This window comes from Spirosoma sp. KCTC 42546, assembly GCF_006965485.1.
GTDB lineage: Bacteria > Bacteroidota > Bacteroidia > Cytophagales > Spirosomataceae > Spirosoma.
This window is the reverse complement of the sequence record NZ_CP041360.1, coordinates 4,402,785-4,423,501: the sequence shown is the minus strand read 5'-3', so window position 1 is coordinate 4,423,501 and position 20,717 is coordinate 4,402,785. Positions and strand designations below refer to the sequence as shown.

General features: G+C 48.0%; 16 protein-coding genes. 8 read left to right on the top strand and 8 right to left on the bottom strand.

Annotated features, from left to right (window positions below):
- Positions 1–15 precede the first annotated feature (15 nt).
- From EXU85_RS18055 to EXU85_RS18030, 6 genes are all read right to left on the bottom strand, one after another.
- Complete coding sequence (locus EXU85_RS18055; protein WP_142773424.1) at positions 16–723, bottom strand: hypothetical protein; 708 nt, start codon at positions 721–723, stop codon at positions 16–18.
- 24 nt (positions 724–747) lie between these two features.
- Complete coding sequence (locus EXU85_RS18050) at positions 748–1,527, bottom strand: DUF4097 family beta strand repeat-containing protein (protein WP_142773423.1); 780 nt, start codon at positions 1,525–1,527, stop codon at positions 748–750.
- 123 nt (positions 1,528–1,650) lie between these two features.
- Positions 1,651–2,436 carry a HEAT repeat domain-containing protein gene (locus EXU85_RS18045; protein WP_142773422.1) on the bottom strand — a complete coding sequence of 262 codons (786 nt, stop codon included), beginning with the start codon at positions 2,434–2,436 and terminating at the stop codon, positions 1,651–1,653.
- Positions 2,420–2,938: an RNA polymerase sigma factor gene (locus tag EXU85_RS18040; protein ID WP_142773421.1), complete on the bottom strand. Its 519-nt coding sequence runs from the start codon at positions 2,936–2,938 to the stop codon at positions 2,420–2,422. Before EXU85_RS18040 ends, EXU85_RS18045 begins: the two co-directional genes overlap by 17 nt.
- A 335-nt stretch (positions 2,939–3,273) precedes the next feature.
- On the bottom strand, positions 3,274–3,663 hold the full coding sequence (locus tag EXU85_RS18035; RefSeq protein ID WP_142773420.1) for a LytTR family DNA-binding domain-containing protein: 390 nt from the start codon (positions 3,661–3,663) through the stop codon (positions 3,274–3,276).
- A 220-nt stretch (positions 3,664–3,883) separates the two neighbouring features.
- Positions 3,884–7,885 carry an ATP-binding protein gene (locus EXU85_RS18030; protein WP_142773419.1) on the bottom strand — a complete coding sequence of 1,334 codons (4,002 nt, stop codon included), beginning with the start codon at positions 7,883–7,885 and terminating at the stop codon, positions 3,884–3,886.
- Positions 7,886–8,042: 157 nt separating this feature from the next.
- Here EXU85_RS18030 and EXU85_RS18025 point away from each other — a divergent pair, with 157 nt between their 5' ends.
- The 5 genes from EXU85_RS18025 to EXU85_RS18005 all read left to right on the top strand — a co-directional run bounded on the left by EXU85_RS18025 (position 8,043) and on the right by EXU85_RS18005 (position 12,992).
- Positions 8,043–8,495 carry a hypothetical protein gene (locus EXU85_RS18025; RefSeq protein ID WP_142773418.1) on the top strand — a complete coding sequence of 151 codons (453 nt, stop codon included), beginning with the start codon at positions 8,043–8,045 and terminating at the stop codon, positions 8,493–8,495.
- 216 nt (positions 8,496–8,711) lie between these two features.
- On the top strand, positions 8,712–9,959 hold the full coding sequence (locus EXU85_RS18020; RefSeq protein ID WP_142773417.1) for a dicarboxylate/amino acid:cation symporter: 1,248 nt from the start codon (positions 8,712–8,714) through the stop codon (positions 9,957–9,959).
- A 104-nt stretch (positions 9,960–10,063) separates the two neighbouring features.
- Entirely contained in the window at positions 10,064–10,483 is a 420-nt protein-coding gene (locus EXU85_RS18015; protein WP_142773416.1) for an RDD family protein, read from the top strand.
- Between the two features lie 167 nt (positions 10,484–10,650).
- Positions 10,651–11,562: an ABC transporter ATP-binding protein gene (locus tag EXU85_RS18010; protein WP_142773415.1), complete on the top strand. Its 912-nt coding sequence runs from the start codon at positions 10,651–10,653 to the stop codon at positions 11,560–11,562.
- 107 nt (positions 11,563–11,669) lie between these two features.
- A complete protein-coding gene (locus EXU85_RS18005; RefSeq protein WP_142773414.1) occupies positions 11,670–12,992 on the top strand; it encodes an ABC transporter permease in 1,323 nt (440 codons plus the stop codon).
- A gap of 89 nt (positions 12,993–13,081) precedes the next feature.
- On the opposite strand, the gene EXU85_RS18000 is transcribed toward EXU85_RS18005, so the two are convergent.
- Entirely contained in the window at positions 13,082–16,030 is a 2,949-nt protein-coding gene (locus EXU85_RS18000) for a hypothetical protein (RefSeq protein ID WP_142773413.1), read from the bottom strand.
- A gap of 60 nt (positions 16,031–16,090) precedes the next feature.
- Positions 16,091–17,521 (bottom strand): aldehyde dehydrogenase family protein, encoded by a 1,431-nt coding sequence (locus EXU85_RS17995; protein ID WP_142773412.1) that lies wholly within the window; start codon positions 17,519–17,521, stop codon positions 16,091–16,093.
- Between the two features lie 124 nt (positions 17,522–17,645).
- Between EXU85_RS17995 and EXU85_RS17990 the strand changes: the two genes are divergently transcribed.
- The 3 genes from EXU85_RS17990 to EXU85_RS17980 all read left to right on the top strand — a co-directional run bounded on the left by EXU85_RS17990 (position 17,646) and on the right by EXU85_RS17980 (position 20,705).
- Positions 17,646–18,935 (top strand): helix-turn-helix transcriptional regulator, encoded by a 1,290-nt coding sequence (locus EXU85_RS17990; protein WP_246859142.1) that lies wholly within the window; start codon positions 17,646–17,648, stop codon positions 18,933–18,935.
- A 296-nt stretch (positions 18,936–19,231) separates the two neighbouring features.
- The gene (truA, locus tag EXU85_RS17985; RefSeq protein ID WP_142773411.1) at positions 19,232–19,990 is read left to right on the top strand and encodes a tRNA pseudouridine(38-40) synthase TruA; all 759 of its coding nucleotides are present in this window, start codon (positions 19,232–19,234) and stop codon (positions 19,988–19,990) included.
- A 160-nt stretch (positions 19,991–20,150) separates the two neighbouring features.
- Complete coding sequence (locus EXU85_RS17980) at positions 20,151–20,705, top strand: NTP transferase domain-containing protein (RefSeq protein WP_246859634.1); 555 nt, start codon at positions 20,151–20,153, stop codon at positions 20,703–20,705.
- Positions 20,706–20,717 lie beyond the last annotated feature (12 nt).

The window sequence follows — 20,717 nt, the reverse complement described above, 5'->3', positions numbered from 1 at the left end:
CTAATAATGACGAACTCAATCTTTTCTACGTAGATAAATATTGTTGCTGATCGACTCCAGCTGCACTTTTGGCCCGCCACCGTTAACGCTTCCCTCTAACTGGTAGCCCACAATTGGATTTTTTTCCTTCTTGTTTTTGAAGCTGATGTCCATATCCGAATAGACTTCTCCGGTAATGGTTTTCATGGCCACGTTTGCTCCTTTGGATTTGGGCCAGCTCATATCTACGAACCCACTGATGGTTTTGGCAAATACGGGTCCCGTTGCGCCCTGAATATCGATATTGCCATTGATGGTTTCTAGCTTCAACTGGGCTTGGCGCGGTACAAATACCTCATAGTTGAGCGTACTACATACGTAATACCGTTTACCATCCTGATCAGAACTCCAGGAGTGACGCTGGTCGGGGCAGTCTTCTGCCTTACCCTGCTTGATCATCTCCTTGTCGAAATCCGTTTTAATACTGACCTCCTGAGAAGTAGATCCGGTAGTTACCAGCAGCGCATCGTTAAGCCTGCCTCCGTTAATGGTTACCTCAATGCGAACGGTTACCGTTGGCTTGTCCCAGTAGCGGACTTTGATGCTATCGGCAAATTTCAGATTGAGGTTTACCGTTTGGTCAGCGGTTACGGGCAAGGTTTTTTCAATGATTTTTTGCCCGAAAATTGGCTGAACGAGCAAACTCAGCAGCCCAAGTAAAAACAGGATTAAGGGATTTTTCATACGAGTAGAGGAAATAAAGGTGGCTTACTTTTGCTTGCGTACGTAGATATTGCTGTTGATAGTCTTGAGCTGGACCTCAACCCCGCCACCGTTGGTGCTACCGTCGATGTTATTACCTCCTCCAACTCTCGGCATACCTTCTTTGGAGGCTTTCATACCAAGGTCGAAATCGGTGTACATTTCGCCCTGAATCGACCGGAGTTTGAGATTGGCTTTAGAATTGGCAGGCATGGTAATGTCGATAGGGCCGTTAATGGTTGAGATGGCCGTCGGCTTTTCCTGGCTCAGACTTGAATACACAACTTTTACTTCGCCGTTTGTGGTGTTGGCTACGATAGGACCCGTTACATTTATAAGGTCGATCGACCCATTGTTGGTGCGTACTTCCAGATCGCCATCCATGTTGCTGATGGCAACGCCAGCACTCTGCCAGTTGGTTTGCTGATACAGAATGGCCACTTTACGGGGCAGCTTAATAGTGTATTTAATTGCTTTCCGAGTGGCTTTTTCAATTTTCAACCCGCCATTTTCAGGGGTTACCGCCAAGCCAATGCCTGAGTTATCAACCGCCTGGTAGTAGAGAGGTTTCAGCCCTTTTGCGCGTTCGGGCGGTGCTTCGTAGCCTGACGATGCTACAATAATGACGTCATCGCTGTTGTGTCCTTCAATCTTGATGTCGCCCGCGTCGATCTCAAGTGTCACTTTGTGGTCTTTGGAATTCGTCAATTTGGTTTTGTATTCCTGAGCCTGCGCGTTCATTAAAAGGCATAGGAATCCTGCACTCAACATTAGGAGCTTTTTCATACTAGTCCGCCAGGGCGGTTGTTTAAGGTAATTGACTTGTGTTTGTTTACTGATTGGAGGGCTTTAAATTCTATTGATTCTATGGAAGCCTGGAATTAATAGAATCATTTTGTTATCAAGTTTTTAGGAGGGTGTAGTTGCTTCGTGGGTTAACTGGTTAATGCCTTCTTCGGCTTTCTGGCGCACCACATCCAGCACTTTCTGATCCTGAACTAATCGCTGAATTTCGTTGACGGCCCGTTTCTCTTTAATGGCTACCAGCGCGTCGATCAGGGTAATCTGAATATTGGGATCTGTCTGGATTTTGAGTGACTGAATCAGTGCTTCTCGCACATCGGGCTCGTTTTCGAAGCGAATCAGTGCCTGACAAGCCGCCAGCCGTACGTTCACATTCGCATCGAAGTTCAGCGTATTGATGAGTAGTTGCGTAATCTCCTGATCGGCCTGCTTGAGGTCGTAACTTTGATTGACCGCCTGAATACGTTCACTAGCCGATGTCTTTGTTATTTGCTCAAACCTAAGCACCTTTTTCATTGCCAAAGCTGAGGGTGCATCGGTTGCAGATGCGGCCAAATCCGTTGAGCTGAACCGGCGTTGCGCATAAAACAAGCCAGCGCTGAATCCAAGGATAAGCAAGGCCACACTGGCGGCTAATCGAAGGCTCCAGCTTGTCAGACTTATAACCCGACCCGGCTCCGGCGCACTTAATTTCGTGGCTAGCTGAGTTGTAAAGGCAAGCGAAGGGTGCGAATTTCGGGCGTTTGCGAAATAGCTAAACTGAGCAGCATGACTTTGCAAATGAGCCGGTACAGCTTCCTGCTGAAAAAACTGCCGCAGCTGTTTTTCTTCCTGCAGGCTAGTCTCCCCCTCGTAATATTTCTCCAGTAGCTTTTCAATGTCCTGATTCATAGTCGTTGGCTTTTAGGTAATTTTCGCGCAGGCGCTGACGGGCCCGTGACAAAATCACTCGAATATTATTGACACTCAGGCCGGTAACCTGTTCGATTTCCTCAAAGGAATATTCTTCTACATCCCGCAGATGCAAGACGAGCTTTTGCTGATCGGGCAGATCATCTATTAACAGCCGGATCAACTCGGCACTATCGGCTAATTCTACTTGTCGGTAAGGCGAGATTTCTTCTCCTGCCAGTCCCAGCAAAGCTGTGTCATCGGTCGTCTTTTGTTTAGCGTGTGACTTTAGTCGATCCAGACACAGGTTTTTTGTCATCTGAACCGCCAGAGCCTCTACACTATGATAGGCATCTAACTGTTGCCGATTTGTCCAAAGCCGGAGCAACACATCCTGTAAGGCATCCTCTGCTTCTTCGCGGTTACGAAGAAACAACTGAGCCAGCCGAAATAGGCGACCCTGAACCGGAAGTATGCGTTGTTTGAACAGTTGTAAATCCATATCAATCACATAGACGACTGGACTGGGGAAACATTACAGATTGATTCAAATTATTTTTATTGAACACGGAGGCACAGAGAACACAGAGTTAATCAGACGTTTATTTCTCTGTGTTCTCTGTGCCTCTGTGGACAATTATCTTTGACAAGCTATGTACGAAGTAGCTTCACTCAATGGACTTGACCCTGATAGGGTCAACTGTTTATAGCAACTGGAACACTAAATCGACCCGCGCCAGAAAAGGCAAACAAAAAAGACCTTTCTCCTGAATTGTACCAGCTACTGTGAGCCAGAAAATTCAAGAGAAAGGTCTCTTTATAAGAGGTAACAACTAATTAACTTAGGTAAGACCGATGGCTTGCCAGTTGACGCCGAACCAGACTCCAGCGCCGACGTGACACAGGGAGTACATCGCCCGTACTTAAGTGAACTAATCCGCCGGTTTCTGTACGCTCCAGGCGCTCCACAAACTGACGGTTAACAACACAGTTTCGATGAAGCCGGATGAACAATTCGGTAGGAAGCTGGGGCGAATAATATTTCAGCGTTCGGGGCATTAACATTCGGCGACCATCTGCCCAGTTTAACCAGCTATAGTTAGCAACTGCCTGTAGATACACTAAGTCCGATACAGAAAAAAACTGGCGACCCGTTTCACGAAGGTAGAGTTTTAGCGGAGGCCAATCCGTTGGCATGGATCGATTGGATAAAGAAAAGACAGACATTGACATAGGCGTGTATTACTTTTCAGAGTAATGATGAAAGAATACTTACGCAATACTAAACCCAATGACTTCCCTTGTCTTGCTCTTTCGTAACAAGGACTATAAAATTTGTAACATCAGGTATGATCACTTGTTAATAAGGGAACAAATGCTACTCAAAGAAGGCCAGGAGGTGTCTAAAGTGCGAAAAACGCAACGTATCTCTAGAATGAGCGTGACGTCAGGCAATTTCGTGCCGGTTTTGATCGACGTATTCAGAGGGGGTCAGGTGGTACTGATCTTTAAAAACTTTGGAGAAATAAGCAGGTGTATCGAAGCCTACCCGGTCGGCCACTTCTGATACAGATACGCCCGTTAGTAACAACTCCGCTGCCCGTTTCAGTCGTACAATTCGGATTAGTTCATTCGGCGATAGGCCAGTCATTGCTTTAACTTTCCGGTTCAGATGCATACGGCTCATGCCAATGGCTGTAGCCAGTGGTTCAACACCGAATGTGGAGTCATCCAGACGTTCTTCCAGGATGCTATAGACCCGATTCATGAACTCATCCTGAGGGTCCAGGCTAGTTGTAGGCAGGTTGCCTTCCCGTAACAACTGAGACCGGAAATGCTGACGGGTGCGCGATTGCTGATCCAGCCGGTTTCTAACCCGCCCGCGTAACTCATCAACCTGAAAAGGTTTTGCTAAATAATCATCTGCACCGGCGGTTAATCCTTCCAATCGGCTTTCTACAGATACTTTAGCCGTGAGTAAAATGATAGGGATATGGCTTGTAACCGGATTGGCCTTCAGTTGTCGGCAGAGTTCATAGCCATCCATTTCGGGCATCAGCACATCGCTTATGATTAAATCAGGACCTTCAGCAATGGCGGTTGTAACCCCTAACTGGCCATTACTGACCCGTTTAACCCGCCATTCGGTATTCAGCGTAGACGCTATATATTCGGCTAGTTCGTCGTTATCTTCTACCAATAAGATCCGATGTAGTTTATCATCTGTAGAGTCTGGACTAACCGGAGCTTGCCCAGGGGCCGTTGTTGATGCGGACTCATTGGGAGGAGTTTGTACAACAAGTTCAGCACGTGCCTGACGGCAGGGTAGCTCAACTGTGAAGCTAGTGCCCTTATCCGGCAGACTCGTTACCTTAACCGTACCCTGCATCATCTCAACTAACTCTTTTACTAAAGCCAGGCCAATACCTGATCCACCCATAGCTCCTTCGAGAGGATCTGCCTGATAAAATCGGTCGAAAATACGGGGTAATTTCTGGTCAGGAATCTTCGATCCAGTATTATGAACCGTTAAGCGAACTAAATCCGTTTTCGCGGAACTGGCTACGGTTGGATCAATAGGTTCAACGTGAATCAACACATTCACGGAGCCGTTTTCCTCCGTGAATTTTAACGCATTCGATAAAAGATTACTTAGAATTTTTTCGATTTTATCCGGGTCGAACCAATAGTAGGGCTGTTTGAATTGGTCAGTTAACTGCAATTGAATGTGTTTCCGTTGCGCTTCTTCTGTAAAGACCGTCACAATTCGTCGGATAAACTCGGGCAAATCGGCAGGAGTTGGGGTAATAGTCAGGTTTCCTGCATCGAGTTTTGCCAGATCGAGCAGCTCATTGATCAGTCGCAGGAGCCGGTTGGCATTCCGGTAAATAAGCGTAAGCCGACTGTGATAAGGTGAGTTAGTCGTATCATTTAATACCTGTTCTAACGGTGTTAGAATTAAGGTAAGGGGAGTTCGGAACTCGTGGGTGATATTGGCAAAGAACCGTGTTTTAACGGCATCCAGGTGTTTTAACTGAATCGACTCCTGCTCGCGAAGCTCCATCTGACTTTTCTGCTGAATACGACGGATTCGGACTCGGAGATAGAGAACTAACGCGCCAATCAGCAGCAGTCCATAGAGCGTGTAGGCCCACCACGTTGCCCAAATCGGCGGCTCTATAATCAATCGCAATGAATGTATGTTGGGGCTCCATACGCCAGACGTATTCGAGGCATTAACAACAAATGTGTAAGTGTTTGGGGGGAGGTTTGTGTAAGTTGCCGTGGCCTGATTACCACTATAGACCCAGTCTTTATCGAGCCCAATTAATTTATACCGGTACTGATTTTTATGGGTTTGATTAAATTCAAGAGCGGCAAAATCAATGGATAGGAAGTTTTGACGGTTTGTTAAAACGATCTCCGTTGTCTCGTTGATGTCCTTCTGAATAGGGGAATCTGGTGTAGTTGCGCTTACCAGCAGGTTATTGATACGTAGTGCCGTGAGCGCCACAGTGGGCTTCATCGGATCCTCGCTGATTTGGCGCGGGTCGAAGGCCGTGTAACCGCCAATACCACCAAAAATGAGCCTGCCATCTGGTAGGGTTACATCATAGTACTGCTTAAATTCTTCGCTTGGGAGCCCATCGTCGGTCATATAGTTTCGCACCTCGTTGGAGCGGGCATCAAAGCGGCAAAGTCCTCGATTGGTACTTAGCCATAGGTGCCCATCACCATCGGGCCTGATCGCGTAAATGACGTTATTCGATAAGCCTTGCCCAACCGTAAACCGCTGAATCTGGCCAGTCATTTTATTGAGTCGGCAGAGTCCTTCGCCAAAGGTTCCTATCCAGAGATACTTATACTGAAGCGGATCCTGGGCCAGGCATAGTAGGGCATTTCCGGGTAAGGATTTCGGATCGCCCATTATATTGTCCCAGTGAATAAGTCGTTTTTGCGATAGGTCGGCCCGGAGTAGCCCGTGATTTTCGGTAGCCAGGTAAATCCGCCCCCCATCGACTACCATCGCTGTAATCTCGTAAGGATGGTTAGGGGGGAGGGGTAGCGGAAAGGCGGTAAAGGTGGCCAGATCGGGATTATGACGTACGATCACCTGATTCGTAGGGCCAAGTAAGCCCCAGAGTTCACCTTGTGCCCCGGCTGCCAGCGTGGTTAGACGGAACTCGCCGTTCGGGAGCCAGCGGGTTTCAATGCCAGTTGGTAGCACCGGAACAAATGCCCTACTGGAGGCATCAAAACGATAGGGAATGGTTTGCTGACTGCTAATCCAGAGCGTTTTACGCCGGTCGAACTGGTATCGAATACCCGCAGGCGATTGCTGGCGAATGTCGGCAGGAATCGCATCTCTTGGAACATCCCACTGCTGACTTAACCAGTCGGTCTGGAAATTGCTGGTATATGGCCAGGTTTGGAACGGACGTTTATTCAGATCATATTTTATCACTCCGTCACCGTTAAGACCCATCCAGAGCACATTTGAGCGGTCTATTAATAGTGACAATGCCGAGAAGCGGGCTAGCTTAGGCGACTCCAACGTCCGATCGGGCCATAACGGAACCAGGCCATTCTGATCAGTATAGCGGTTTTGATTAATGTAGTCGATTCCTTTCTGGTCCGTTGCGAACAACGGTAAGCCGGGTTCATCAGGAAGTGTAATCAGTTGTCGAACACGGCCACTTACGGGATCGAAGCGGGCAAACTGGCCCGGAAAGCCCAGAAGTAATTCGCCGTTTTTTCGTTCATGTACTCTGTAAACCTCATTTTGGGGTAAGCCCTGTGCTTCCTGAAAGAGATCGAGTTGTGCTGACGCAGGATTATATCGAACTAGCCCATCCTGGGTTGCCAACCAGGGGCGGTTTGTTCGGTCAACTACGAGTGAGTGGATCAGGTGATAATTCGTATCCCCCTGCGCAACCCAGTGCCGGTGCGAGACCGTTCCATTGGCATTGAGTCGGAAAAAGCCATTCGTATAGGTAGCCACCCAAACGTTACCCGCCTGATCGGGCTTTATGCCAACGAGTTGGTCGCGACCTAATGCCTGTTTAAAGGCAGGCGAGTTAGAAATTCGAGTTGATCGCTCTGTAACCGGGTCAAAGCAGTCAATTTGGTTATTTTCGGTTCGAATCCAGAGTTTGCCCCTACGATCTTCCTGAATCTCGTAAATACTGCTGAAGGATAATGATTGGGCCTGCTGAGGATCGTGGGTATAAATGCGAAACCGAATGCCATCGTATCGGCAGAGCCCATCGCGCGTTGCCAGCCAGATAAATCCGCCCCGATCCTGAATAATCGAGTTAACGAATCCCTGCGGTAAGCCATTTCGTACGGTTAAGTATTCTGGTTCAGGGGCAGCGGCACTCACCTGCCTTACTAAACCGAGCAGTCCAATAATCAGCCAACAAACTAACCGGCGAGTAAGTCGGTGCATAAACTGATCATGAGTTTGCCCAGATGGGCTTGGATAAAGCGAAATATGAACGAACAAATATCTACCTTTAGTCGCTTTCGGCAACTCGAAAAGAGTCTTATTTCGTGAAAGGTAACTGTATTCTTTTGCTTTCCGCTCCACAATTCCTGCACCTGTTATGCATATTGTTCTTAAAACCAGGGTTAACCAACCCTTGCTTGCTGTTTGGGCTGGCTTTACGCGTGCCCTGTTCGAACAGCTCACGCCAGCGTTTCCACCGGTGAAAGTTGTTCGCTTTGATGGGTGCCTACGGGGTGATGTAGTTCATCTACAGCTAAATTTTCTGTTCTTCCGGCAGGACTGGATCAGTCTCATTGTTGATCAACAAGCAGATCAAGAGGAAATTTATTTTATTGATCAGGGCACCCAACTTCCCTTTTTCCTTTCCCATTGGAAACATCGGCATGGTCTCCGCCGTTTCGTTGACCTCCAGACGGGTAGTGAACAGACGATAGTAATCGACGATATCACATTCAAAACCCCATTTTTACTGACCAATTATCTATTTTATCCGATTCTTTGGTTACAATTTGCATGCCGAAAGCCAATTTACCGGCGGGTCTTCAACTGATTCTGATTCAATGGTTTTGTTGATTTAGTCCACTGATTTAGTCGCATAATACGTCATGGAAGCTAAACATGCAAAAAAAAGGCGTTTTTGGCTTAACTGTTTATTAATCGATTTGAAAAAAAGGTATAACTCTGGCTTTGTAACCATTGCAGCCGTATTTTCGGAACTGCATGGACTACGTTAACTTTGTATACTAGTGTCTTTTAATCTCACTGCATGAAACTTCCCAACTTAACTACACGAATTTTTCTGGGCATGGTGCTCGGTATTGCTATTGGTTATTTTTTCCCGGATACAGGCTCTGGTTTTTCGGGTAGTGACCTGAATATCCTGTCCAAGATTTTCCTGAGGCTTATCAAGATGATTATTGGGCCCCTTGTATTCGCTACACTGGTTGTGGGAATTGCTAAACTTGGCGACTTTGGTACCGTTGGACGGATTGGGCTCAAAACCCTTGCGTATTTTTATTTTGCTACTATTCTTTCATTGGTTGTTGGCTTGCTGGTGGTCAACATCATGAGACCTGGCGAAGTAATGAATATTCCCCAATTGCCTGCTAAAGGGACTGATGTTGGTGTGGCAGTACAGAAAATGTCGTTCAATACATTTATTGAGCACATTGTTCCAACCAGCTTTATTGAGGCACTGGCAACGAATGAAATTCTTCAGATTGTGGTGTTCAGTATCTTTTTCGGTATTGCTGTAGGCGCTGTAGGGGCACAGGGCAAAATCATGATAAAAGCGCTGGATGCACTCTCCCACATTATGTTCAAAATTACCAGCTATGTGATGGCTTTTGCTCCTTTTGGTGTACTTGGGGCTATTGCAGCTATTGTAGCCCAACAGGGTCTGGGTATTCTGGGAGGCTATGTGTACCTGATTTTATGCTTTTTTGGGGGTCTTCTGTTCTTCATTTTCGTGGTGTTGGCGGTTATATGTTTGGTGGTAGGAATCCCGTATTTCGCTTTGCTGAAAGAAATTCGTTCCGCCGTTATTCTATCCTTTAGTACCGCCAGTTCAGAGGCATCATTTCCACAAACGATTGAGGCTTTACGTCGATTTGGCTGTTCCGAGCGGATTATTTCGTTCGTACTACCACTGGGCTATTCGTTTAATCTCGATGGGTCGATGTTGTATATGACGTTTGCTACGGCCTTCATTGCCCAGGCGTATCATGTGCCCTTAAGCCTTGAGCAGCAAATTACTATGATGCTTACGTTAATGATAACCTCCAAAGGAATTGCGGGAGTCCCCAGAGCTTCTCTGGTCGTTATTGCCGGAACCATGTCGTTATTCAATTTGCCGATCGAAGGGCTGGCGCTGTTGCTGGGAATCGACCAGGTGCTTGATATGGGACGCTCGGCTACCAGTGTTGCGGGTAATGCTGTAGCCACCTGTGTAATTTCCAAGTGGGAAGGGGAGTTCAGGACGCAGCCCATTGAAACTGATGAAGTTACCGCTTGATAAATCGGAAAAAGTTTAGGAAGTAATGCATGGGTATTCCCGGCTGATTTCGTAGGTTGGGGATGTAATTACTTTTTAGTTGTTTTACCTAAACCCCTAAGCTCGTGCAACCCTCTTACACTCCTGTTAGTACCCACGTTAAAGCTACACCGGTACAGCGTTTCGTTGCCGCATTCATTGACGGTATTATTGCTTACATACCCTGTTGGATCTTGATTATGGTATCCTATAGTCTCGGAATGGTGGGGTATGCCATTGCGATTGCCTATATGCTTACCAAGGATGCACTGCCTGAAACAGGAGGCTTTCTGGGTGGGCAGAGTATTGGTAAAAAACTGATGGGTATCAAAGCCATCAAAGAAGATACGGGTGCTAGTCTAGTTGGTGATTATGGAACTGCTATTACCCGGCAGGTATCGCTGATGATCCCTTTTTTCGGGTTCGTAGATGCGCTAATGGTATTCAGCGATGAAGGGAAACGGTTTGGCGATAAATGGGCTAAAACTATTGTTGTAAAGGTCTAATTTCATCTGATAGTACTTGACAAGGCCACAACCCACACGGTTGTGGCCTTTTTTATGACCGTCTGTATAGCTGATTGGCAGTTCATCCGTAATTTGATTGCTGTTGATCAAGCAAAGTTCGTAGCTTGAGCCCACGAATTGCAACCAACGGTTCTTCCCTAAACTAAATGAATATTCTCGAAACCCACCACATTGTAAAACAGTATGCCGAGCATCGGGCGTTGGATGACGTCAGTTTAGCTGTGCCTAAAGGCAGCATTTTTGGCCTTCTCGGACCTAATGGTGCGGGTAAAACCTCGCTGATTCGAATCATTAACCAGATTACAGCTCCCGATTCAGGTGAGGTCATTCTGGATGGCGAACGCCTGAATCCAAGCCACATTAAACGGATCGGGTATCTGCCCGAGGAGAGGGGGCTCTATAAAAAGATGAAGGTTGGTGAGCAACTGCTATACCTGGCTCAGCTTAAAGGGCTGACCGAAAAGCAGGCAATGGACAAGTTAAAAACCTGGTTTATCAAGTTCGATATCAAAACCTGGTGGGATAAACAGGTGCAGGACTTATCGAAAGGGATGCAGCAGAAAGTACAGTTTGTGGCCACTGTTATGCACGAGCCTGACCTGATTATTCTGGATGAACCTTTTTCCGGTTTCGACCCTATCAACGCCAACCTGATTAAAGATGAGATTCTGGAACTGCGTGATAAAGGGAAAACAATAATTTTCTCGACTCACCGCATGGAATCAGTGGAAGAACTCTGCGATTATATTGCACTCATCAACCGGTCGCATAAAGTGCTCGACGGCCCCAAGCGAGCTATCAAGGAGCAATTTAAAACCCATACCTATCATGTGGAATACCAGGGCGTACTGGAGAATCTCCCAACGGCATTTGACGTGTTGACTACCCGCCAAACGGATGACGGATTTCTGAGGACCGATATTAAAATTCCTCCCGATGCCGCTGTTAATGAACTGATTCGGCACTTGCTCGATCGCGTCACCGTACGGTCTTTTGGCGAGAACATACCCAGTATAAATGATATTTTCATCCAGACTGTTGGCGAAACCAATGATTAAATGAAGTGAAGAATGAAGAGTGATGAATAAAAACTGATGCAATCAAACTATTCATCACTCTACACTCTTCATTTTTCACTTCATTCGCTCTTTCACTCATTACTAATATGAACACAATTTTCCTGATTATCAAGCGCGAATACATGGTACGGGTGCGCAAAAAGTCATTCATTATTATGACGATTTTGGGGCCGGTACTGATTTTTGGCTTTTATGCCATCATTGGCTGGGCGGCTGTTAGCTCTATCAACCAGAAAAAAATTGCGGTGGTCGATGAGAGTGGTCGCTTTGTCAATAAGTTTAAAAACGATGATGAAACGAATTTTTCCTACCCAAAGCTATCGCTGACGGCGGCTAAAAAATCATTCGTCAAGGATGGGTACGATGCATTGGTCTTTATCCCGAAAGATGTTATTGAGCAACCTAAAACAGTACAGATTTTTGCTGAAAAAAGCGTTAGTCTCTCAATGCAAAGTGGTATCGAGCGGGCCATTGGCAAGGAAATTGAAACCATAAAACTGGAACAGGCGGGCATTACTCAGAAAATCATCGAGGATGCCAAGGTGAACGTAGATGCGCAAACCATTAGCCTGAGCGACGCGGGAGAAAAGAATAGCAACGGGATTGCCACTACTATTATCAGTGGCTTTTGCGCCTTACTTATCTACATTTCTGTCCTCATCTACGGAACGCAGGTCATGCGGGGGGTGATGGAAGAAAAAACCAGCCGGATCGTAGAAGTTATCATCTCGTCGGTGAAACCTTTCCAGTTGATGCTGGGTAAAATTATTGGTGTTGCCCTGGTGGGTTTAACCCAGTTTATGCTCTGGATTATTCTGACCGTTGGGTTGATCACCTTGGGTTCTAGTGTTATGGGACAGAAAGAAACCGCCAAATCGGCTATGTCGACTCGCATGAACGGTATGCCCGGCGGACAGGATGTTCAACACAAAATGTCGACGGCAAAAAACCCGGTTGCCGACGTTATGGCGGCTATTGAAACCCTGAATCTCCCGATGATTATAGCTTGTTTTCTGTTCTATTTCTTAGGTGGATACCTCTTGTACAGCGCCTTGTTTGGCGCGGTTGGAGCTGCCGTCGATAGCGAGACGGAGACGCAACAGTTCATGTTCCCAATCATGATGCCCATTATTGCGGCCATTGCCTTTGCGCAGATTGCCGTGCGGGACCCCGATGGACCGCTGGCCTTCTGGACATCCATCATTCCGTTCACCTCGCCCGTAGTCATGATGGTTCGGATTCCGTTTGGCGTACCGGCCTGGGAGCTTATCCTGTCTATGCTGCTGCTGGTCATTGGGTTCATCGGCACGACCTGGATAGCCGCCCGAATCTATCGCGTGGGTATTCTCATGTACGGTAAGAAAACCTCCTTCCGCGAATTGGCGAAATGGGTGTTTTACAAAGGGTAAAAGAGGAGAAAAGGGAGGAGGGGAGGAAAGGACGAAGGAATTGATGCGAAAGCAATACTTCTCTTCCCTTTCCTCCCTTTTCTCCTCTTTTAAAACCCAATATCAATCACTAACGGTTGAATCAGCCATTGGCGGGTGGTTACGTTGTAAATGGTTCGGAAACCGGCTTCGAAGGAGTTGCGTAAACGAAGGGTGTTGAAGACAAAGGAGACGTCGAGCCCGGTTGTCTGAAAATCACGGTACTGCGTTTCGTAACCACGAAGGCGACCAAACACATCGCGCACTTCCACATTACTCTGCCCTTTGGCAAGATCATAAAAGCCGCCTGCTTTAATCCGTTGCACATACAGCCATCGCCCCAGCGACCAGTGGGTATCAGCCAGCGGGAATCGGTATTCAACGCTGCCTGCTTTGATCTGGTCGAAGCCAATATAGGATTGTCCTCTCGGATAAAATACGAGTGCGCCAAACTGGTACGTTCCCTGTGCCTGTAGCTGATAGCCTGCCCGTAAGCGTAGCGAATGGTGCTTGGCTAAGCCTGGGAAAAATAAATTGCCTTGAACCCCTAATTGTTCGGCAGTGAGTTTCCCGCCGAAGGGGGTTGTGCGGTAGTTGACCGACAGCGATTGACCCCAACGGGGAGCAACATCCCGTTTGCTTTGCCGTAACAGGTGAGAGTAGCTAAATCCATACGTTAAGGCGCTGATCGACCCTGAAGAGCCGACCTCCGTTGGATAGCGATAAGGGAGGTCGTAGCCCGTTACCTGAAGGTAGTTGAAGTAAGCTGACAGATTTATTCCCTGAATGTACTTCGAATTGGTGAATTGAAGAGGCAACCGAAACCCGGCTGTCAACTGATTGTACTGCCAGCGATCCGAACGCAGGCTGTCGGCGGGTTCTATCCGGTCGATGAAGAGAGAAGTACTGCGTGTGCCGCGTTGAAAGCTTACATCAATGATCGGGAAAAGTCCCTGATAACTGAGCAGGGCATAGAGGTTGCCAGCCTGTTCGGTCTGGTTATAGGTATAACCCACGCCAATCTGCGTCGTGCTCAGCAAATCCTGCGAACTCAGCCCAACCGTCAAGGCTTGCCCGGTGCTGGCTATAGTTGGCCCCCAACTGTACACATTAAGGGCATGGGCCAGCCGCCGAAAGCGCGTCGGCTGGTAACGGGTTGCTGTTGTTGCCGAATCTGCCAAAATACGACGCCCCAGGGCGGCACCCGGTTCCTGTTGGGGCAATGAACCAAAGTAGCGAATGGGTTGCTCCTGTGCTGGCGCGCTTATAGGTTTCCAGTTGGCAGGAGCAAGGGGCATGTCAGCAATCCGATAGCCCGTTGCGGCAAAATCTTCGAACGCGAGCCGCTTACCTGATGGCGATATGGTTGCATGATAAGCCGCCAATGGGCGAGAGGTGACCTGGAATACTTGCTTCGAGTTGATATCTACGGCAAACACATTGTCGATTCCTGATCGGGGTGAGTTGTATAGTACATACTTACCCCAGGGCTGTGGGTGGCTGATATTCTCATTTATGCGGGGCAGTAGATCAGTTTTTGTATTGCCATCAGTGTCAATAGCCTGAATAGTTTTCTGCCCATCTTTCAGGACAACCGTTATAACGGTACGATTGTCATCCTGCCAGCGCGGATGCTGGTAAAACTCATTGTCGGGGTTGGGTAATTGCTTTATGACCTTGCCGGACTTTGCATCAAGCACCAGCAAGTTGATTTTGTACCGATCTGTATTGTCAACAGCAATCAGTTTCGTATTGTCGGGTGAAAGAGCAACCGTGGTATAACGGGTGCGGTGCGTCAGGCGGGTAAGCTTTCCGGTCCTGAGATCGAGCAGACGAATGTTGGAGTAAACACGCTGACCCCAGCGTGGGTCGAATCCTAATTCAATCCAGCATACTTTAGTGGGCGTGGCCGAAAGCAGATCGGGGTCATTCGGGAAACCCTGCACATGAATCGTTTTTTCAGGCTTGTTCTTTGATAAAATTACCAGTCGGGGCGTATCACCAAGGCCGCTTTTTACGCATACAACAGTCGAGTCGTTCAGGAACTGCGGATGCTGATAGTTAGTAAAGATCGGCCGCCGTGGATTCGGCCTTGTCGAGTTTGGTTTTTCGGCGCTAACGAGGAAACCTGTTGAGGGGGTGATCGTTAACCCTTCCTGCTGTTTTTGCCAGATTTCGGTTAGATCGTCCATCGTTTTGCGGTACATATCTTCCGTTCGCAACTTGGTTTCTTCTTTAATACTGGCCGAGAAGGCAAAGGGCCACGGAAACCGACGGTAGTTGCGGTCAAGCACCCGACTCCAGACATCCGGGCCGTAGGTGCGTTTGAGATAGGTTGTCAGAAAATAACCCAGTACGTAATGGTTTGGTACATTATCGCGGTACGAACCAGCCACCGCTTTGGGGTAATCGAAAGGCTTTCCGGCGAGCAGGTTGGCGCGCATACCCAGATCGAAGTTGGGAATCCGGCCACGACCGCTGTTACTTAGCAGGGTTTCGTTACTAACGGCATCCCCTTCGGCAAACCAGTCGGGGACCGTTAAGGTGGGAAGAAACTGACCTGTACTGCCCAACAAGGTATGGAGTACACGTCCATAGCCCTGTAGTGATTTTTCATACTGTACAACATGTCGATATTCATGGACCGCCAACAAATCGAGCCAATTGTACGTACCCATCAGCGCAGGATCTTGTGGGGCTACGGCAATGAACTCCGACCGACGTGGAAACAGCGTTACAAAGCCGTTGCTTACTGTGTTCTGATTCTGCAGCAAAACTGAAATTGGTCGGGGTTGTTTGTCGAGCGAAGCACTGGTTGGTTCGTACAGGCTTTCCAGTCGACTGGCTGTTCGCTGAGCGGTGGAATCGAGACCCCTGGGGTATAAAACGCGAAAATGGGGCGTGTTAATCCTATACCAGCGCAGGCTGGTAGGGTTTTGATCGAGAATCGGTAGGGTTTGGGCCGAGACTGTAAGTGTACTAAACAGAAGCAGGGCCGTCAGGAATCGTCGTTGAAACATCAGTATCAATGATACGGATTTTTAACGAAAAAATGATCTGTGTGCTGATGGTGTTGAATCCTACAGGTACTTTACAATAAAATTGATCAACTTTTTCACCTTCTCGGTGTAGGGCGGATAAATGAATTTCATCGTTCCAAAATCGCGTTGCATAACCCCTCGCTGATTAGAAAATTCCTGGAAGCTAAAGAAACCGTTCGATTTACCCAATCCACTGTTATTCACCCCGCCAAAAGGTAATTCCACATTGCCGAATTGGATCAATGTATCGTTTACAACCGTGTCGCCCGCCGACGTTCTGTCCAGAATATACTGCGTCGTTTTTCGATTTCGGCTGTGAATGTACAGAGCGAGCGGTTTTTCCCGCTGGTTTACCATACGGAGCGCATCGTCCAGATTGGTATACGTAAGTAGAGGTAGCACCGGGCCGAATATCTCCTCTTTCATCACGTCCATATCGTTGGTTACGTTTTCCAGAACCGTTGGCTCAATGAAATTTTGGTCAGGATTCATCTTGCCTCCCAGCGTAACGGTAGCCCCTTTGGCAACCGCATCGTCAACCAGGGTGCGAATACGATCAAAATGCCGTTTGTTAACAATGCGGGCGTAGCTCTCGGAGGCTTCTACGAGTTTGCCGTCGGGGCTATACATGGCCGTTATCGAGTCGCGAAACGCCTGCATGAAGGGTTGTTTAATAGACTCATGGACAAGCAGGTAGTCGGGCGCAATACAGGTTTGGCCATTGTTGAGGCATTTACCCCAGGCCAACTGGCCAGCCGCCTGTTTTACATCGGCCGACTTATCAACAATGGCTGGCGATTTTCCGCCTAGTTCCAGCGTAACAGACGCCAAATGCTTTGCCGCAGCGGTCATTACAACCTTCCCGACAGTAGGACTTCCAGTAAAGAAAATATGGTTAAAGGGCAGTTCCAGCAAGGCTTGTGATACATGAGCATCACCTTCCCAAACAGTCACTTCCTCGGGCGGAAACAGTTCAGAAATCATCTTTCTGATCAGGCTGGAGGTATGTGGCGTCAGTTCTGAGGGTTTCAGCATCACTACATTGCCTGCACCAATAGCGGATACCAACGGTCTGATACAAAGGACAAACGGGTAATTCCAGGGCGAAATAATGAGGACGTTTCCTTTGGGCTCATGACGGATATGGCTTTTTGTGCCAATTAGGGCCATCGGCGTAGGCAACGACTGTGGTTTCATCCATCGGTTCAACTGCCGTAGCGTATGCGTTATCTCGGCATGAAGCGCCATTAACTCACCCAGCATGACCTCCGCCGAAGGCTTCCGAAAGTCATTGTACATAACCTGCTGAATATCGGTCTCATGAGCGTTTACCCAGGTTTGAATCCGCCTGATTCGTTCAATCCGTTGTTCGGCAGTTGTCAGCGCCATCTGGGGTGCATGCCGACGTTGCCGATCAAAGGCGATCTGAATGTTTTCGTGTAAATCGGTTTCGCTGGGTACAGTGGTCATGGCATTGAGTTTTCTGTGTTCGGTTTACGGTGGGCTGGTGCCCAAGAGACGTTGGCGTAGGTCCACCCTAAATCGAAAGGTTACTGCCTACTTTTTATGCTAAAAATACAAAAAAGCGGAGGATATGGATTTAAAACATGAATCGTTTATCTTAGCTGAAACTTTAGCCACCCCAAACTGGATGACGCTCGTCAGTGACAACATCCGCTACCTACGTAAACTAAACGGCTTAACGCAGGAGCAATTCTCTCGAAAAATAAATATAAAGCGCTCGTTGTTAGGGGCTTATGAGGAGGGTCGTGCCAACCCGAATCAGCAAAATATACAGTTAATTGCCAAAGCTTTCAATACAACGGTTGAACTACTAACGCGACAGGATTTGCGTAAACTTCGCGAAACACCGAACCTCAGTATTCCACTAGGGCAAAAAACAACGGATGTGTATGCGCATCGGGATGATCGGCGCACGAATGAAACAGGTTCCGCCATTCGATCGGATGGTAAATTAGCCGACGATGATGATCCGTTTCAGCACCCCGACTTCCCCGATATATTTTCGCAGCCTTCGCCCCCGACACCCGAACCACAGCCGCTATCGTCGGTGTTGAATAAATACTACAAAACGCAGGAAGAGCCACGTCGGTCACAAGATCCACCGGTTCCTCCCGTAATCACGTCACCCGTGCGTCCCGGCGTAGGAAACGATCGTCCCCAGCCATCGTCCTTTCAACCCCAGCCTGATGTCAGGCAATCTGATCGGTCCGGTCAACAGGCTGTTGATCGGCTATTTGCTTCACAACCAGAACCACGGCCTGAACCTGTTCGTCCGAGTAGTCCAACACCCTCTACCCGGCAAACGGAATCGCTGACGTTTAACAACGTATATGAGGGATCGGCAGCTTCTGCCTATTCGAATGCGCCTGCCCAAACCGTTGCGCCTACCATTCCTGTAGTAGTCCAACGGCAGTTTGCCGAATATGGGCAGCGGTATCAGCAGGCCGATTTTCTGCATCGGCTTCCGGCTATGCACTTACCAACCTTGCCTGAAGGCCATTATCGCGCGTTTGAGGCTGGCGACGACTTTAGCTTTCCTGGGGCGTTGCTTGTTGGGAAGTTTATCCGGAACTGGTTCGATATTGCCGATGGGAAATTATATGTCCTGCTTATACATCAGCCGCCCACTGGTTCTGGTATTTGCTGCCGCCGGGTCTATAACCAGGTGAAAGTTAAAGGCACTTTACTACTCACTGCCGACCGTGCCGACTTGCCAAACCGTGAAATAGCGTTAAAAGATGTGTTGGAAGTGTGGGAAATCTGCGCTTTCGTGAGCCAGCAATTACCACCTCCAGCACCAAATACGGATCGCCTACGGCAGCTTGTTGATGAACTGAGATTCGAAGTTGAACGTCTTTAAACGTCAATTAAAGGCCATTTTAGTGGTTATTGGGCATGTTTTTTGTATGTTTGTCATAACTCTTCTGCTACGTAGCAGCAGGGGGTAGTTTGCGTAAAACCTGTATTGAAAGTAAGTATACCAGTACTCGGCGTGGACATTCGGTAATCAAAACAGGACTAATTTTCCTGCTGATTCCGTATCGTTTTTCGTTCCTTCCTCTTTAATCGAGGCTTTGGCGTTTGGGAATCATTTTCCTGAAACCAAAGCCTCCACTGTTTCTGGCAAAGCCGACAACCCGTACTTTTGTTGGCAATATGCGTTATTTTCTACAACTGGCTTACCGGGGCACAAAGTATCACGGCTGGCAGCGACAGCCGAATGGCATCAGTGTGCAGGAGGTTCTTGAATCAGCTTTAGCAACCGTGCTCCGGCAACCCATTTCTATCGTTGGGAGTGGTCGAACCGATGCGGGTGTTCATGCTGGCCAGCAATTTGCTCACTTTGAGTTCGATGCACCCTTAACCGGATACTTGATTCGGTCGCTGAATAGTTTGCTTCCACCCGATATCGCCGTTTATGAGTGCTTTCCGGTGAGAGCAGACGATCACGCCCGTTTCACGGCTACCTCTCGTTATTACCAATACCAGATTAGCCGACGAAAAGACCCATTTCGGGATGGATTAGTCTATGTGTTCACCTTGCCGCTGGACGTAAAGGCCATGAATGAAGCGGCTGCAACGTTGCTGAATCATGCCGATTTTGAGAGTTTCAGCAAGGTGAAGACGGATGTGAAGACCTTCAATTGTCAGATTGAACTGGCTTATTGGGAGGAAAAACCCACCGGCGATTTAGTTTTTCATATTAAAGCCAATCGGTTTTTACACGGCATGGTTCGTGCCATTGTCGGTACGTTGCTGGCAGTAGGGCAGGGGCGGATAAGTAGTTCCGAATTTGAACAGATAATTCTGGCCCGGGATCGCCGTCGTGCCGGTCGGGCAGCTCCTGCCGAAGGGCTGTCGTTGATGGAAGTAGGGTATCCTGAAGAGGTGTTTAAAAAGCGAAAAAATGAGTGAAGAGTGTAGAATGAAAAATGAAGAATAGTACGGTCTACCTTTTTTATTCTTCACTTTTCGTTCTACACTCTTCACTCATTTTTCGCTATCTTGTCACAAACAAAAATGAGTGCACTTGAAAATTGGAACGATCATATTAGCCGCTGGGGACTCCTCTCGTATGGGCGGTGAACCAAAACAGTTATTAACCTATAAAGGCCAGTCGCTGATTCGACGGGTAACCGAAAATGCGCTGGCCTTGCAACGAGGGCCAGTGGTGGTGGTATTGGGTGCCAATCGTGCCCGGATTGTGCCTGAGCTGGCTGGTTTGCCAATTACACTGGTCGATAATCCAAGCTGGCCAACGGGGCAGGCCTCATCGCTGAAGACAGGGCTGGCAGGACTTTATTTGACCCATAAAGATATTGAAGCCGTATTGGTATTGCATACCGATCAACCACTTGTTTCTCTTGGACTACTCCTGCATATGTTCGATGTTCGGAAGGAGGAAGGGAAAAAGATTGTTGCCTGCCGTTATGATACGCAACTCAGCGTACCTGCCCTGTTCGATCGCAATTACATAAATGAACTGCTTCAGCTCCAGGGGGATAAAGGTGTAAAATGGGTCATCGGGAAGCATCGCAACGACTGCTCCGAAGTGCCATTCGAAGCCGGAGCCATCGACCTCGACTCAAAGCGCGACGTTGATTTGTTTCAACAAGCACAATTTTCTTAACCGCAAAGGGCG